The sequence below is a fragment of the Elusimicrobiota bacterium genome, assembly GCA_016218575.1.
Lineage (GTDB): Bacteria > Elusimicrobiota > Elusimicrobia > UBA1565 > UBA9628 > JACRDN01.
Genome location: JACRDN010000005.1, coordinates 56581 through 72651, shown reverse-complemented (window position 1 = coordinate 72651; position 16071 = coordinate 56581). Strand labels below are relative to the sequence as shown.

Below are 16071 nucleotides of genomic sequence, written 5' to 3'. Positions count from 1 at the left end.
TAGCCGACAGCAGTTACAACGCGAGCATGGCGTCGCCGTAGGAATAAAGGCGGTAGCCGCGCTCGAAGGCCTCCCTGTAGCAGGCAAGGAGCTTCTCCCGGCCGAGGAAGGCCGCGGCCAGCAGCAGGGGCGTGGATTTGGGGAGGTGGAAGTTCGTTAGAAGCCCGGAGGCCAACTTGAACTCGCAGCCGGGGTGGATGTAAAGCTCGGTCCAGCCTTCCCCCGGGCCGAAGCCTTCCGGGCGCCGAGCCAAGCTTTCGAGCGTCCGGGTGGCCGTGGTCCCCACAGCGATCAACCGGCGGCCCGCGCCGCTCGCTTCCTTGATCTTTCTGGCCTCCGGCTCGGCCAGGATATAGTATTCCGGCAGCATGCGGTGGAGGGATGCGTCCAAGCCTTGGATGGGCCGGAAAGTGCCTCGCCCCACGTGCAAGGCGAGCTCGGCGATCACAACTCCTTTATTAGCGAGCCTCGCCAGCAGCCCCTCGGTGAAATGAAGCCCCGCGGTGGGTGCTGCGATGGAACCCTCCTCCTTGGCGTAAACCGTTTGATAGCGCTCGCGGTCCCGCGGGTCGGCCTCGCGGCGCTTCTTCAAGATATATGGCGGCAGGGGAGCCAGGCCATGCTCTTGGAGATAGCCCTTCAAATCCGCGCTTCCAAAGCGCAGCACATATTCCCCATCCTCATTCAAGCCCTCGACAGCGGCGGCCATGCCCCCCGGGAACTCAAGACTCATTCCCGCCTTAAGCCCCGAGGAGAGCGCCGCCCACCGGCCTAGACCCAGCTCCTTGGCCAGAAGCAGCTCGACCCTGCCGCCCGTGCTCTTGCGCCCCGCCAGGCGGCAGAAAAGAACCTTGCTCCGATTGAGGACCAGGCAGTCGCCGGGCTCGAGGAGGTCGGGCAGGTCCCTGAACGAGAGATGCCTCCTCCCGGGACCGAACCTTTCGACGACCATCAATTTGCAGGAGTCCCGCGGCTCGACCGGTCGGTCGGCCACCAGCTCCTCCGGAAACGGGAAATCGTAATCGTCGAGCGGCAAGGCGGGCATTTTACTCGTCGATCTCGGCAAGGACGGAGGAGGGAAAGTAAAACTGGAGGATTTGCTCGTAGGAGCGCCCTTTCTCCGCCTGTATCTTGGCGCCCCACTGGCAGAGCCCGACGCCGTGGCCAGAGCCGCTACCGATGAACTCTATGCCGTCCTCGACCTTGCGTATGCGGCTGACGCGCGCGCTGCGGAATTCCGACGCCCCCAGACCCTGGCGAAGGTCATCGGCCTTGACGCTCATCTCGTCACGCCCGATCTTGACCAGGAAGCTGCGCACGTGTCCGGAGATCATGTCGCGGCGCGCGATCTCGAAGCGCCGGAGGACTCCCGAGAAGAGATGGTTGCGCTGCAGCGCGGCCACGATGTCATCATATGAGAAGAAAGCCTTCCAGCGAGCCAAGGGCGAAACCACGCAGTACCTGTCCTTGACGCCCCGCAAGGGGGGCGCAACGTCGCCGTTCTGGCCCCAGACCGCCCCGGCATTGGCCGTGTGCCCTCCGCAGCAGGCGTGGTAGAAAGCGGGCAGGATGCGCCCCTTGTAGCCCAGCACCTCCGCCTTGGTCTGACGCACCGCCAGGCGCACCACCGGCGAGGCCTCTCCGAGGCCGCCGAAAACCTGCGAGCGAGTGTCCGAGGTGAGGTCGAAGCCAGATTTGCGGAAGCGCCCGAGCTGGGTGTAGGCGAAGGTCCGGGCCACAACGGCCTGGGCCTTCAGGGCTTCCAGAGGCCAGTCGGCGTCCATCTCATGGGGAAGCACTCCCAGCAGATATTCCTCGATGCCCAGCTCGTCGATGACGGTGAGGGAAGCGTCAGGGTTTCGCCTGAAAATGAGGCTGCCGGGATATGATTTCCCTCCCAAAAGAAGAAGTTGGGAGGAATCCCGTGGGGAAATCCTGACTTCGGCCCGCATATAAAGAGAGCCTGCCTTGATTCCTTCGGAGGCGGGAGTCAAAACGACCTCCTCTCCCGCCGCGAAAATATGCCTTTGCCCCGAGGAATCTCGCGCCGAGATCTCTCCCGCGCATTTCACCACCGCTTCCGCGGATTTCTGCATAACGCGGATTTGGATGAGTCGCGGCGCGGCCTGGGACGAGGCCGCCGCCAGCGCCACCGTCAGAAGGGCGACGGTCAAAGAAGTTCTGGTTCCTTCGGGGGCTTAAGGCCGAGATGGGAGTAAGCCTTGCCGGTCACGACCCGTCCGCGGGGGGTGCGCGCGATAAACCCGGCCTGGATCAAGTAAGGCTCGATCACGTCCGAGAGAGTATCGAGCTCCTCGCTCACCGCGATGGCCAGGTTCTCGACCCCGACCGGACCTCCCGCGAACTTCTCTATGATGGCCGAGAGGAGCCTCCTGTCCATGGCGTCCAGGCCCTCGGCGTCCACCTCGAGGCAGTCCAATGCGTAGCGTGAGAGCTCGGCCGTGATGACGCCCTCGCCCTTGACCTGGGCGAAGTCGCGCACGCGGCGCAGCAGACGGTTGGCGATGCGCGGCGTTCCGCGCGAGCGCCGCGCGATCTCCGAGGCTCCCTGGGGATCGGCCTCTATCCGGAGAATGGCCGCGGATCTTCCCACTATCGCCTCGAGCTCTGCCTGGCCGTAAAAGCCGAGGTTGCCGATGATGCCGAAGCGGTCGCGCAAGGGGCCGGTCAGAAGCCCGGCCCGGGTCGTGGCCCCCACCAAGGTGAAGCGCGGCACGGCCAGCTTCAAGGTGGAGGCGGCCGGCCCCTTGCCCGTAGAGATGAAGAAGGTGTAGTCCTCCATCACCGGGTACAGGGACTCCTCGACCAGGGGATTCAAGCGGTGGATCTCGTCGATGAAGAAAATGTCGCCGTCCCCAAGATCGGTGAGCATCGCCGCCAAGTCGCCCACCCGCTCCAGAATCGGGCCGGAGGCGGTGCGCAGGTTCACTCCCATCTCTCGGGCGAGAATGTTGGCCAAGGTGGTCTTGCCCAAGCCGGGGGGAGAGTAGAAAAGGCAGTGGTCCAGCGGCTCGCCGCGCTTCTTGGCGGCCTCGAGGAATACCTTGAGATTCTCCTTGAGCTTGTCCTGGCCGACGAACTCCTCCAAGGTCCGGGGCCTCAAGGCCCGGTCGAAGGACTCCTCCTCGGCTTTGGCGGCGGGGCTCAGCACCGATTCGGTCATAATTTCTTGAGGGCCATGCGCAGGATTTCCTCGACGCAAAGGCCTTGCCCCGAGCTCTCCTCCGCGACGGCCTGAAGGACCGCGCGGGACTCGGAGGACTTATAGCCCAGGGCCGAGAGAGCGCCCAAGGCCTGGGACAGGGCCCCGGACGAGAGCCCCGCCCCGGGGTCCCGGAAGAATTTCTCGGAGCCGGAGATGGGCACCGCCTCCAGCTTGTCCTTGAGCGCGTCGATCAGACGTTCGGCGGTTTTTTTGGTGAACCCGAACACGCCGCAGAGCAGTCGGGAGTCCTTCTCCATGATGGCGCGGCGGAAATCCGGCAGGGACTTCGAGGCCTTCTCGAGGTATTCGAGAGCCTTCTTAGCCCCGGTAGAGGGAACGCAGTCCTTGAACGTCAGGAAGAGAGCTTTCTCCTGGGGCGTGAAGAATCCGTACATGGTCTCGCCGCCGCCGTACATGCCGAAGGAAGACACGACGTGAAGGAACACCGGGCACCCGCACTCCGGGAGCCGGGCCAGATCTGCGGGCGTGGCCAGGATTTCATAGCCCACGCCCCCGACCTCGAGGACGAGCGACTCTGAGCCCCTGGAGAGCAAGACCCCGCGCAGGCTGGCGATCACCGCCCGCCTCCGAAGCTGTCCAGGACCTTGAGACGGCGCATCCGGGAGCTCCGCCAATGGCAGACCGCGATGGCCGCAGCGTCGGCCACGTCATCGGGGCGCAGGATGTCGGCCAGCCCCAGGGATTTCTGAAGCGCTCTCTGCATCTGGGGCTTGCCCGCGCTGCCGCTGCCCGTGAGTGTTAGCTTGACCGTGCGCGGGTTGTACTCGGAGATGGGCCGTCTGGCCTCGGCTGCGGCCAATAGAATGACCCCGCGGGCCTGCAAGGTGCCGCGGATGGTGTGAGCCGCCTTCAAGAAGAACATTTCCTCGATGGCCACGGAGTCGGGCTGATGCTCGCGAAAAACCAAGCTCAAGGAGCGGTGGATATCTCTCAAGCGCTCTGGAAGCTCCCGGTGGGCGGGTGTCGTGATGAGGCCGCAGGCCCCGAGCTTCAGGGCGCCGGAACAATCCGCATTGAGCAAAGCCCAGCCCGTTTCGGACACTCCGGGATCGATTCCCAGAATCGAACCGTTCACGAGCTTAGTTTAGCTAAAATCGAGTCGGGAATGTCGAAGTTGGCGTAGACGTTCTTGACGTCGTCATGCTCCTCCAAGGCCTCCATCAGCTTGAGGACCTTGGGGGCCGCGGCCTCGTCCAGTGACACTGTATTTTCGGGCTTCATGACAGCCTCGGCCGAGGCCGCCGGGATCTTGAGGGCCTCCAGGCCCTGCTTGACCTTCTCCAAATCCTTGGGCTCGCAGTAAATCTGGTAGGCTTCGGGCAAATCCGTGGCGATGTCCTGAGCCCCTAGGTCGAGGGCCTGGCCCAGGAAGGCATCCTCGTCCTTGACCGCGGCCTTGGGAACAGACACGAGCCCGATGGCCTTGAACATCCAGCCCACGCAGCCGGCTTCGCCGAGATTGCCGCCGCCCTTGGTGAAAATCGTGCGAATTTCGCCCAGAGTGCGGTTGCGGTTGTCCGTGGTCACCTCCACCAGAATGGCCACGCCCGAGGGGCCGTAGCCCTCGTAGGTCAGCTCCTCGTAGGATATCCCTGGAATTTCGCCGGTGCCGCGCATGATGGCGCGCTTGACGTTCTCGGCGGGCATGTTCGCGGCCCTGGCGTCGTCGACGGCGCGACGCAGGCGCGGGTTGGCGTCGGCGTCACCGCCCGAGAGCCTGGCCGCGATCGTGATTTCCCTCACGATCTTGGTCCAAACCTTGCCTTTCTTGGCGTCGGTGATGGCTTTCTTATGCTTGATTCCGGCCCAGTGAGAATGACCGCCCATAAAATATCCCCCTTCGCGGCTGCGCGCCCGGCTTGCGCCATGGGCCCGCCAGGAATCGAACCCGGATCCCGTGGTTCGAAGCCACGTACTCTATCCATTGAGCTACGGGCCCAAGGTCCTATTTTACCAAAGAAAAACAAGCGTAATCCTCGAAATCTTTTCTTAACCGGCCCGAAACATTTCCGAAAACGCTACCCGTTATTCTTATAGCCACATGCGACTCGCTTGGTCCGCCGCACTGGCCATGAGCCTGATTCCCACGCAGGCCCAGGCCGTCAAGCCCTCCCCAGATGGCAGACGCGAGGCCCGCCGATTCGGCCTGGACCAGTTGGAGAGGCGCGTCCGTCGCGGCCCGGACAAGAAAACCCTCAAGGTCTTCCAGGAGTTCCGACGCCGGGAAGGGACGAACTGGGAACTGCGCTTCGATCCCAGGACCGGAAAGCCCGCTGCTCTCACGGGCGGAAAAGCCAGGGTCCGCAGCCTCGGGCCGGCCGGCTTGGCGGCGGGCCGCGCCCCGCGTCCCGAGCAGGCAGCGGGGCTGTTCCTCGCCGAGACCAAGGACCTCCTGGGAATAGATCCGGGCTCCCTTCTGGTCGAGAAAAAGAGCTCCTCTGACGGGCATTCCCATCTTCTCTACCGCCAAACCTACCGAGGACTCCCGGTGGAATTCGCCCGAGTAAAGGTGCACTTGGGCCCCGGCGGCTCCGTGCTCGGCGTCAACTCGAGGTTCGAGCCGGACCTTTCTCTCGACACAGAGCCATCGCTCAACGCCCGCCAGGCCGCGCAGGCCGTGGAGCGCGACCTGGGCCTGCCGCCGCGCTCCGAAGGCTCGCTCGTCATCTTCCCCAATGAAAGGTCCGGGCGCAGCCATTTGGCGTGGAAGTTCAGCGTGAGCGGCCGCGGCGGGCTCTGGCGCTACTACGTGGACGCCCATACCGGGGAGATCCTATTCCGCTACAACGACCTCAGATTCCAGGCGCCCCCCGTCTGCACCACCTCCGGAACCGTGCGCGGACTCGTCTATGACATAGACCCGGTGACCACTCCCACCCCCGTCGCCCGCCCTTTCCTGCATCAAAAGGTCTATGTCGCCAGCGGCTCGAGCTACGCCCTGACCGGAGGCGACCCCATCTACGGCCAGGGATTTTTCTGCAGCGCCACCGCGGGCAAGGTCTTCTCCCAGCTCCAGGGCCCCTTCGTCAACGTCTCCAACGCCAGGGGCCCGAGCGCGCACTTCGACAACGGCAGCGGGGTCTGGAGTACCGTGGCGACGTCCGCCTCCTCGCCCCACCCGTACTCCAACAGCGCCACCCACCTTTCCACGATCGACATAAGCGCGCTGGCCCCGACGGCGGTCAAATTCCTTCCGATATTCTCGAGCTTTAACGTGGGGGCCATCAGCTCGGGGGAATTCGGCGAGGCCCTCGACATCGCCGACGACGACGAGGTCCACATCCTGGACTCCGCTGGCAACCCCGTGGCCGCCTATCTGGGCAGCCTGGGCTCGTTTAAGGGCGCGGCGGTCCCCGGCCAGACCATGACCCTGCGGCTCAAGAGCAACTCATCGGGGCAGAACACGGGCTACGACGTGAGCCTCTCGAGCTGGCTGGCCTTAACCGCCCCGGCCGTGATCAACCCCGCTGGCTCCTCCTTCACCTGGAGCCCCGCGGAGCACGCCTATGAGGCGATGAGGAGCGAGCTCAGCCTCTTCTACCACTTGAACCTCATGCACGACTACTTCATGGCCGATGTCAACAAATCAAGCGCGGCCTACCTCGGCGCCCCGGTCGCGGCCATGGCCTTGGCCGGGCCGAACCTCGTCAACGCCTTCTACAACCCGGAGCACGACGATCTCTATTTCGGCGACGTTTCAGCGGCCCAGCCATCCGACGCCTTCACCGACGACGCCACGGTCGTACACCATGAATACACCCATTACGTGGTCGAGAAGATATGGCCCATCCAGAACTTCGGCCAGGCCGGAGCCATCTCCGAGGGCGTGGCCGACTATTTCTCGGCAAGCTCCCTCAACACGAGCGCGATCGGAACCTTCGTGGTCACCACCTTGGGTGGAAACGGCCCCCTGCGCGAGCTCGACTGCCCGACCAACACCGCCTGCCGCGTGCTCAGCAACACGAACTGGAGCGGGGAAATCCACGACGACAGCCTTTTTCTCAGCCAAACCCTCTGGGACATCCGCAAGGATCGGGTGACGGCCCTGGGAGCCGCGGTCGGGCGCTCCTGCGCCGACGGCTTGGCCTTCCAGGCGCTTCTCTTCTTTCCGGAGAGCTTCCAGGAGTTCTTGGACGCCATGCGCCGTGCCGACAGCCTGGGTCTGGTCTCGGCCTGCGGTGGAGCGGGGACGGCCCAAACCGTCATCAACAGCAAATTCGCCTCCCACGGCCTCACTTCGGTCGCGGGCGTGAGCGACTCCTTCGACACCGCCAGCGCCCGAAACGACGGCTTCGAGACGGCCGTGGACGTGGCCACCCGACCCATCGTTAGCGCGAGCATCTATCCCGCGGGAGACCTTGACTTCTACACCTTCGGGGCCGGAGCCGGGCGCATCACCGCCACCATGGACCTGCCCGCCGACGGCTCCTTCTATAAGGGCTACGCCCTGACCCTGTACGACTTGAACCACCGTGCCGTGGCTACGGCCGCACCCGCCTTCGACGGCATCAACACGGATTCCGGCTTCTGCACCCCCGCCGACTGCACCACTACTCAGTCGCAGGTTCGCCTCACCTACGACAACGGCTCGGCCGGGCAATTCTACCTCCAGGTAGCCGGCGGTGAAACCGTGGGCGGAGGCTCCAACAGCGGAGTCAACTCCACCGCCCCCTACACTTTGCGCTTGAGCGTCCCCAGCGCCGGGGCGCTCTCGGCAAGCCTAGTAAGCGCCTCCTTCGACAACGACCGCTTGAGCTTCTCGGTGCGCGTCACGACCTTCCCGCGCACGCAGGATTATAATTTCGCCTACGCCCAACTGCGCGACCACGCCCAGAACGCCCTTCCCGGCACCCTCTCCCACGTCCCGGCCCAGGCCGGGGATTACCTGCTATTTCTCTCTTCCAACAACGCCTTGGGCAACATCACCGGACAGCTTCAGCTCGCCTCCGGCTTCGCCGCTCGATTTCCGGCCGTGGGCACGATCCATCTCGAGGTCTTCGCCTACAACGTGGCAGGCAGTACCGTCTCCCTGGGGCTTTCCCAGGCGCTCAACTTGACCACCAACCAAAGCGCGCTCACCGCCTGGAACAATGTCTTCAATCCGGCGCGGGGGGAAAAGACCACGATCAAATACGAGGTCCAAAGCCCCGGGAAAGTGACCCTCAGGCTCTACACCTTGGGGGGGACACTCGTCTCGACCCTATTCGACGGCGAGGTCCCGGCCGGGAAGGGTTCGGTGGACTGGAACGGCACCAATTACAGCGGAACGGTCGTGGCCAGCGGCATCTATCTACTGCGCATGACGGGCCCCGGATTTTCCAAGACTCAAAAGGTGGCGGTCGTCAAATAGGCATGCCCCTCTGGATATCGGCCCTTATCCTTCTCACGGCCCGGCCGGCGAGTGCCGCGGAAAACCCCGGCGTCACCGCCGCCCCGGTCCTCTCCATTCCCATGGGCAGCCGCGCCCTGGGGATGGGCGGGGCCTTCACCGCTGTGGCCAGCGACGTTAGCGCCCTCCACTACAACCCCGCGGGCTTAAGCCGCCTGAACGCCCATGAGCTTGCCGCGACCTTCATCTCGGGCCTAGCCGGCAACAACATCCAGCATTTCGCCTACGGGGGGCCGCTGCCTTTCTCGGGAATATCGGGAAGCGGCTATGCCGGCTGGGGTGCGAGCCTCCTCTTCTCCCAAAGCGGCAGCATCGAGATCAACCGCACCAATTCGAACGGTTCGTTCTTGAGCTCGGAGACACGCAGCGCGGGCTCGGACCTGGTGGCCACGCTAGGCTACGCGGAAAGGGCGGGCACGACCTCGCTCGACTCCAAGGATGCGCACTATGGAATCAACCATTACCTGGGAGCCTCCGGCAAATTCATACGCTCGACCTTGGTCGAGCAGTACCATGCCAGCGCCATGAGCGCGGACGCCGGGTATTTGGCCCACTCCCCGGAGGCGGGGGCCTCGTTCGGTCTCTCTGTCCTCAACCTAGGGGGCCAGCTCAAGTACATTGAGCTCGCCGACCCCCTGCCCACGACCTTGCGCTCCGGCGTGGCCCTGCAGCAGAGCTACGCGGGCTCTCACGGCGTGACCTGGGCCGCCGACAGCGAGTACCTGACGCATGAGAGACAGTGGCGGGCCGACGCGGGCGTTGAGTATATCTGGCTAAAAACCTACGCCGCGAGGCTGGGGTATCAGTTCCTGCGCGACAACGGGGGGCTCACCATGGGGCTGGGCCTGCGTTGGCGGGGAAGGATTTTCGTGGATTACGCTTGGAGCATGGGCGGCGACCTCGGAGGCACGCACCGCTTCACCTTCACCTACCGCTTCGGCGCGGCGGCGCCAGTGCAGAGAAGCAAGCCGCGCCGCCAGCGCGTCTGGCAACCAGCCCGCCCCCGCCTCCAGGAGCTAGACGACAAGGTGCCTGAGCCGCTCGACTCCCCGCCCGCCCCCAGGCCAGCTCCGAGGGAGCAGTCGTTGGGAATCCCGGGGTGGATATACTAACGCGGGTTATCCACAAAAACTTTCCAGGAAGTTTTTGTGGATAACTCAGGCTTGGGGCTACGGGGTCAGCGCTCGGCGCGCTTGCGGCTGCTGTAGGCGAGGATCTTCTTCCTCAAGCGGATGCTCTTGGGGGTGACCTCGACGAGCTCGCTCGTGTCGATGAACTCGATGGCCTGCTCCAAAGTGAGGACGAGGGGGGGAGTCAGATCTATGGCCTCGTCGCTGGCCTTGCTCCTCATGTTGGTCAAGGCCTTGGCCTTGCAGGGGTTGACCACCAAGTCGTTCTCTCTGCTGTTGATGCCGACAATCATGCCCTCGTAAACGTCCACGCCGGGGCCCACGAAGAAGCGGCTGCGCTCCTGAAGGTTGCAGAGAGCGTAGCCTGTGGTTCGGCCCTTCTCCATAGCGATGAGAACCCCGCTGGCGCGCTGGATCGGGTCAGGGCCCTTGGGCGCGTAGCCGTGGAAGGAGTGGTGCATAAGCCCCATGCCTCGGGTAAGAGTGAGAAGCTCGGACTTGAATCCCATGAGCCCCCGAGAAGCCACCAGGTACTCCAGGCGCAGGCGCTCCGCACCTTCGGGGATCATATTGAGCATCTGGGCGTTGCGTTTGCCCAAGGCCTCGATTACGGCCCCTTGGTATTCGGCGGGTATGTCCACCACCAGATGCTCAAAAGGCTCGGTCCACTGCCCGCCGTCCTCCTTGAATATGACCTCTGGGCGCGAGACAGCGAGTTCATAGCCCTCTCGACGCATGGTCTCGATGAGAATGGCCAAATGGAGCTCTCCCCGACCTGAGACCTTGAAGTGGCCTTCGCCCTCAAGAGCCTCTATGCGCAGTCCGACGTTGACCTGCTGTTCCTTCAAAAGCCTTTCCTTAATATGGCGGCTGGTGACGAACTTGCCCTCCAAGCCCGCGAAGGGGCTGTTGTTTACCATGAACTCCATGGACAGGGTGGGCTCATCGATCTCGAGGGGGGGCAGGGCCTGGGGATTCTCGGGCGAGGTCACGGTGTCTCCGACGTTGATGTCCTCAAAGCCCGCCACGGCCACGATGTCGCCGCTGCGAGCCGAACTCACGTCCTTGCGGGAGAGCCCGAAATACTGCTGAAGCATGGTCACGCGGCCATTAAACACCTCCCCAGAGGGCTTGACCAGAACCGCCGAATCAGCCTTGGCGATCGTCCCGCTCAAGAGCCGGCCGATCCCGATTCGGCCCAGGTAATTGCTGTAGTCGAGCATGGTGACCAGCATCTGCAAGGGTCGGTCGGGATGGACCAAAGGCGCTGAGACATGCTCGAGGATGGTGTCCAGGAGCGGGGTCAGATCGGCGCCCGGCTGGGGAATGTGGCTGGCCCAGCCCTCACGGCCCACCGCGTAGATCACGGGGAAATCAAGCTGGGGGTCGGTGGCGCCCAGGTCCATGAACAGCTCGAAAATCTTTTCCAAGACCTCCTGGGAGCGGGCCTGGGGCTTGTCCATCTTATTGATGACCACGATGGGGCGAAGGCCCAGAGCCAAGGTCTTGCGCAGGACAAAGCGCGTCTGGGGCATGGGCCCCTCGGCCGCGTCCACCAGAAGAAGAGCCCCGTCCACCATCTTGAGTATGCGCTCCACCTCCGAGCCGAAATCCGCGTGGCCAGGGGTGTCCACGATATTGATGGTCACCCCCTTGTATGGGACCGATGTGTTCTTGGCCAGGATAGTAATGCCGCGCTCGCGCTCGAGCTCGTTTGAGTCGAGCACCTGCTCCTGGGCCTGGTCGGCCTTCACCGTGAAGGTTCCGGTGGCCTTCAACAGGGCGTCCACCAAGGTGGTTTTGCCATGGTCCACATGCGCGATGATGGCGACGTTGCGGATGTCCTGGCGTCTGTCTTCCATGAATTATTCGGCTCCTTGAATGGGTCGGCTCATCCGCATATCGGCGCTCTTCAGGGTTCCGAGGGGGATCAAGGTATGGAACCCTTGGTCGGGATTCCCCAAGACCAGGTAGAGCCAGTTTATGTCCAGCACCGTCCCGCGCTCGGAGTTGACCTTGATCTCCTCGCCCTTGCGTATCCTTAGGGTGCGACGAATCCAAAAAGCCTCGGCCAAATTGGTCAAGGCGTCTCCCGATATAAAGGAGAGCAGGCTTGCAGCGCCCAAGGTAGCACCCATCACCTGATACCAGCCCAAGTCGAAGAAGCGCAGCACCGCGACCCCGGCCGCGGCGTACGGCAGTATCTCGGCGAAGAGCTTCACGAGCAAGGCCTTTTCCCGCGCCCAGCCGAGGTTGCCCGCCAGGCGGCTGACCAGGCCCCGGGCCCAGGGCTGGGCGGCTTGGGCCGCGAGCAAGGCGAAGTCAGCGCCCAAGGATTGGGCCAGGGCCGCCCAGGCGAAGGGAAGGGCCCAGAAGTTCAGCGCCGCGGCCGAGGCCAGGCTCAGGCCAGACCAGGCGAAAGTCCAGCCCAAAGCGGCGCCGCGAGAGTCCCACGCGGCGCGTAAGGCCTTGGCCGCGGACTGCCTGAGAGCCGGCGCCTTGAAGTCGAGGGGGAGAGAGGGGGGCGTGTAGGAGCGCAGCACGGTGAGCGCTTGGCCGGCGAGCTTGGCGTAGGGAATGGGAGCCCAGTCGAGCTTGCCCTTAAAATCGGACTTATACCTCAGCACGAATCGGTTTCCCTTATCGTCGCTCTCCCGGCCTAGCGGGTCCACCGAACCAAAGGACACGACCTCGTAGCCCTCTTCGACTAGCGCGGGCGCCTCCTTGAGCATCCTCCCGGCCTCCCTGAACAGAGGGATCTCGATCGACAGGTCCGCGAGCTTGAGCAGGACGTCCCCGCTCTTGACCATCTCATCAGGCCTGAAAGGCTTGACCTTCAAGAGCACCACGGCCTGCACGGTGTTGCTGATGATTTGCTTGAAGGCAAAGGAGGCGAACACGCTGAAGGTTCCCAGCACCGCCAAGGGGGAGGCTCCGGCCATGAGCAAAGCGTAGCTCAGACCCGCGTTCCAGATGACGAAGCTCACGGTCCGGCGGGCCGCGGCCAGGCGCACCTCTGGCCAGGCATGGGCCTTGGCCCAGCGCTCCAAGCCCGCCTTGGCCAGCAGATAAAGTCCCCAGGTCCCGGCCGCGATGCCCCCGCCGATGAGGAAGGGCTGCGCCTGGACGGGAAGAATCCCCAGGGCCCCGGCTCCCAGCCGCGAGGGCCGTCTCTTGGCGGGCGCAGGGGCCCGCAGCCGGAAGGCCCGCGCCAGCCCGGGCCGCGCCGACGGCATGGGCCGGGAGAGAACCTGGAGATGAGCCGCCCTCCACGCGTTAGAGCCAGTCCATAAAACCTCGAGGCCGCCCCTCGCGGCCAGAGCGTCGCGGCGCAGAAACGAGGCCCGGCCCATCCCCAGCGGCGCCCAGGCCGCCCTCAAGCCGGCCAAGCGGGAAAGACGCAGGGGCTTGGCGGCGGGCATCGGCCGGATTAAGGAGAGGATTTTGTGAAGCGGGGGGCGCTGGGAGATCTGCGCCAGAGCCGGGGCGGGGCTTGCGCAAAATAAGAGGCAAAAGGAGAGGAGAACCCGCAGGCCCTTCGTTGGATTTTTCACAAATTTATTATATATACTGGGTGGATGCTCTAAAAATAAAGAAAGCCACCTTCGGGATGCGGTACATGCTGTGGGGTGGTGGCTTTCCGAAAGATAGTCTACAAAATTAGCGCTTCCTGGACAATTAAAAAGTGCCGACCCACTACCGAAAGCTCCGCCGAGCCCTGGCCCGGCGGCTGCCCGATGGCCTCATTTGCCTTTCCGGCGGAGCGCCGCTCCCCCGCAACCACGATGTCGAGTTCGTGTTCCGCCAAGGATCCGATTTCCTCTATTTGACGGGCGTGGAGGAGGCCAACTGCCACCTCGTCATCGACCCCAAGTCAGGGCGGGAGATACTGTTCATGCCGCGCATCGACAGCCATCACAGGGTTTGGCTCGGGCATGTCCCCGGGGCCGAGGAGGCCCGCTCCTTGTTCCAAGTGGGAGAGACCTTATACAACGACCAGCTTCCCGGCGAGCTCAAGAAACTCAAGGCGCGCCACCGCAGGGCCTACGCCAACCCCTCCTTCCACCGCAAATTCCGCAAGAGCCTCGGCTTGCCCAACAAGCCAGCGGCCCTGCGCGACGCATTGGACGAGCTGCGGGCCTGCAAGAGCGCACCGGAAATCGAGCTCATGAAAAGGGCGAACCTCGTGAGCGGACGGGCCCACGCCGAGGCCATGCGCCAGACCCGAGCCGGGCAGTACGAGTACCAAGTGCAAGCGGTTTTCGAGGCGGCATGCCTGAGGGAGGGCCTGCGCCACCTGGCCTACCCCAGCATAGTGGCCGCCGGAGCCAACTCCGCGGTTTTGCATTACCATCGCAACAACACCCGGCTCAAGGAAGGGGATCTGCTCCTGCTAGATGGAGGAGCCGAGTGCGCGGGCTACGGCGCCGACATCACCCGGACTTTCCCGGCAAGCGGGCGCTTCACCCAGCGCCAGAAAGACATTTATTCCATCGTCCTTGAGACTCAGAATGCCTGCATCGAGAAGGCCCGTCCCGGCGTGGTTTCGGCAGATCTCCACGTGTTCTCCATGGCTCGCATCGCGGAAGGCTTAAAGTCTTTGGGGCTTCTCCGGGGAGAGGTCTCGGGACTCATCGAGAGCGGAGCCGTGCGCCTCTTCTACCCCCACGGGCTGACTCACATGCTCGGGCTCGACGTCCATGACGTCACGGGGGGCAAAAAGCGCCGAATGGCCAACCCCACCAAGGTTCCGGTGCGCTTCGTGGCCCGGCTCGAGCCCGGCTTTGTCATCACCATGGAACCGGGAATTTACTTCATCGAGGCCCTGCTCCGCGATCCGGAGCTGCGCCTCAAGCATAAAAACTCGGTAGACTTCGAAAAGGCCGATAGCTTCCTTAATTTCGGCGGCGTGCGCATCGAGGACGACATCGTGATCCAAGAAGAGGGTCCTCCCCTCAATCTGACCGGCGTGGCCAAGGAGATCGCCGATGTGGAAGAAATCTGCCGCCGCTAGCTTAACGGCTGCCGTTTGCCTTTCCCTGCCTTGCCTGGCCCTGGATTTGGGCGACACGGTGAACTTCGGTGGCGGGGCTCGTGTCCCGCTCGGCAAAAGCCTCGGCCCCTCAGTTCCGGGGAAGGTAATCTACGAAACCCCAGAAAGCGATCCGATCCCTCGGCCATGGAACACCGTTTTATTCCATGGAATTTGCTCCGAGCCCGCGCCGACGTTCGAGGTCTCCCGGCGCGCCGAAGGAATCTGGTCTGCATGGGTCAAAGCCGACCTCAGGCGCTTCCCGGACGGCCGCTTCTGGGCCAAGGCCCCTATGCAACTGGGGCCGGGCCCCCTACGTATCCGCGCAGTCGGCCAAGGACAGTCCTTCGAACGCCTTGAGATTTTCGGCGTCGAGGTCTTCATCGCCGGGACGGAGCCGCCCGCGGGGCCGGGCAAGAAGCTTTCCCGGCCTGCTCGGCGGCGCGCCGTGAGGCCCCGCATTTATTTGCGCTCGGAATGGGGCGCGCGCGCGCCCTCGGGCGCGTACGAGCCGCATGTTCCCTGGCGCATCACTTTGCACCATACCGCCGGCATCCAAACCCGCGCCGAGGAGGACACCTTCAGGGAAGCGCGCTTCATCCAGGATTTCCACCAGTTCGGGCGGGGCTGGAAAGACATCGGCTATCACTTCTTGATAGATTCCGAGGGCCGCATCCTCCAGGGACGGCCCCAGGACGCCATCGGCGCCCATGTGGAGGACGACAATCTGGGAAACATCGGAATCGCCCTGCTCGGGACCTACCACGCTCCAAAAAATGACGCGGTCTCTCCCGCCCAGCTCAAGGCCATCCTGGACCTGGCCCGCTATCTTCTGGACATCAACCGCCGCATCGAGCCCGCCAATCTCCTCGGCCACCGGGATTACCTCGCCACGGATTGCCCCGGCGATAAAGCCTATCCCCTGCTCAAGAACATCCGCGAGAAGTTGAAATCCTCCGGCAAGAGGGGGGGGGCCTGGCGCCAACAAGCCCTGCCCGGACTGGCGGCCCCTCCCAAGGCCTGGAATTAAGGGGTCGCGTCATAATAATATGAGCCATTTGCCAGGGCGATGTTGGAGCGAGACGAGGATGGAGGAGCGAGCATACCCGCAGCGGTATGTGAGCGACGAGAGACGAAGTCGCAGCCCAATAGTGCCCTGGCCCCCATCGGGGGAGGCTCGTCTTTGGCCAACTTCATCGTTGCTCGTCGGTCACATAGCTACCGCTATGCTCCCTCCTCGCGCCTCGAACTTGCCTCAAATCCGAGCCTCCAA

The 16071-nt window shown here is 63.9% G+C and carries 12 protein-coding genes and 1 tRNA gene; 4 read left to right on the top strand and 9 right to left on the bottom strand.

Translation table 11 applies throughout. The annotated features are described in order from the left end of the window. Window positions 1-13: 13 nt before the first annotated feature. The 7 genes from queA to HY921_00830 all read right to left on the bottom strand — a co-directional run bounded on the left by queA (window position 14) and on the right by HY921_00830 (window position 5186). Window positions 14-1045, bottom strand: a complete 1032-nt coding sequence (gene queA, locus HY921_00860) for a tRNA preQ1(34) S-adenosylmethionine ribosyltransferase-isomerase QueA (GenBank protein ID MBI5629412.1) — start codon at window positions 1043-1045, stop codon at window positions 14-16. A gap of 1 nt (window position 1046) precedes the next feature. Then, window positions 1047-2174 carry a SpoIID/LytB domain-containing protein gene (locus tag HY921_00855; protein MBI5629411.1) on the bottom strand — a complete coding sequence of 376 codons (1128 nt, stop codon included), beginning with the start codon at window positions 2172-2174 and terminating at the stop codon, window positions 1047-1049. Continuing rightward, the gene (gene ruvB, locus HY921_00850) at window positions 2171-3184 is read right to left on the bottom strand and encodes a Holliday junction branch migration DNA helicase RuvB (GenBank protein MBI5629410.1); all 1014 of its coding nucleotides are present in this window, start codon (window positions 3182-3184) and stop codon (window positions 2171-2173) included. Before ruvB ends, HY921_00855 begins: the two co-directional genes overlap by 4 nt. Then, entirely contained in the window at window positions 3181-3804 is a 624-nt protein-coding gene (locus HY921_00845) for a Holliday junction branch migration protein RuvA (GenBank protein ID MBI5629409.1), read from the bottom strand. Before HY921_00845 ends, ruvB begins: the two co-directional genes overlap by 4 nt. Next, window positions 3801-4322 (bottom strand): crossover junction endodeoxyribonuclease RuvC, encoded by a 522-nt coding sequence (gene ruvC / locus HY921_00840; protein ID MBI5629408.1) that lies wholly within the window; start codon window positions 4320-4322, stop codon window positions 3801-3803. The genes HY921_00845 and ruvC overlap by 4 nt, the downstream gene beginning before the upstream one ends. Further along, on the bottom strand, window positions 4319-5074 hold the full coding sequence (locus tag HY921_00835; protein MBI5629407.1) for a YebC/PmpR family DNA-binding transcriptional regulator: 756 nt from the start codon (window positions 5072-5074) through the stop codon (window positions 4319-4321). The genes ruvC and HY921_00835 overlap by 4 nt, the downstream gene beginning before the upstream one ends. Window positions 5075-5114: 40 nt before the next feature. Further along, a tRNA-Arg gene (locus HY921_00830) sits at window positions 5115-5186 on the bottom strand. 102 nt (window positions 5187-5288) lie between these two features. On the opposite strand from HY921_00830, the gene HY921_00825 reads away from it, so the two are divergent. Beyond that, window positions 5289-8597 (top strand): PepSY domain-containing protein, encoded by a 3309-nt coding sequence (locus HY921_00825; GenBank protein ID MBI5629406.1) that lies wholly within the window; start codon window positions 5289-5291, stop codon window positions 8595-8597. Between the two features lie 2 nt (window positions 8598-8599). After that, the gene (locus HY921_00820; protein ID MBI5629405.1) at window positions 8600-9748 is read left to right on the top strand and encodes a PorV/PorQ family protein; all 1149 of its coding nucleotides are present in this window, start codon (window positions 8600-8602) and stop codon (window positions 9746-9748) included. 65 nt (window positions 9749-9813) lie between these two features. On the opposite strand, the gene typA is transcribed toward HY921_00820, so the two are convergent. Beyond that, window positions 9814-11628, bottom strand: coding sequence for a translational GTPase TypA (typA, locus tag HY921_00815; protein ID MBI5629404.1), 1815 nt, complete (start codon window positions 11626-11628; stop codon window positions 9814-9816). 3 nt (window positions 11629-11631) lie between these two features. After that, a complete protein-coding gene (locus HY921_00810) occupies window positions 11632-13320 on the bottom strand; it encodes a hypothetical protein (protein MBI5629403.1) in 1689 nt (562 codons plus the stop codon). A 131-nt stretch (window positions 13321-13451) separates the two neighbouring features. Between HY921_00810 and HY921_00805 the strand changes: the two genes are divergently transcribed. Together HY921_00805 and HY921_00800 are read left to right on the top strand one after the other, a co-directional pair. Continuing rightward, on the top strand, window positions 13452-14780 hold the full coding sequence (locus HY921_00805; GenBank protein MBI5629402.1) for an aminopeptidase P family protein: 1329 nt from the start codon (window positions 13452-13454) through the stop codon (window positions 14778-14780). Beyond that, window positions 14755-15828 carry an N-acetylmuramoyl-L-alanine amidase gene (locus HY921_00800; protein ID MBI5629401.1) on the top strand — a complete coding sequence of 358 codons (1074 nt, stop codon included), beginning with the start codon at window positions 14755-14757 and terminating at the stop codon, window positions 15826-15828. The genes HY921_00805 and HY921_00800 overlap by 26 nt, the downstream gene beginning before the upstream one ends. The last annotated feature ends 243 nt before the right edge of the window (window positions 15829-16071 follow it).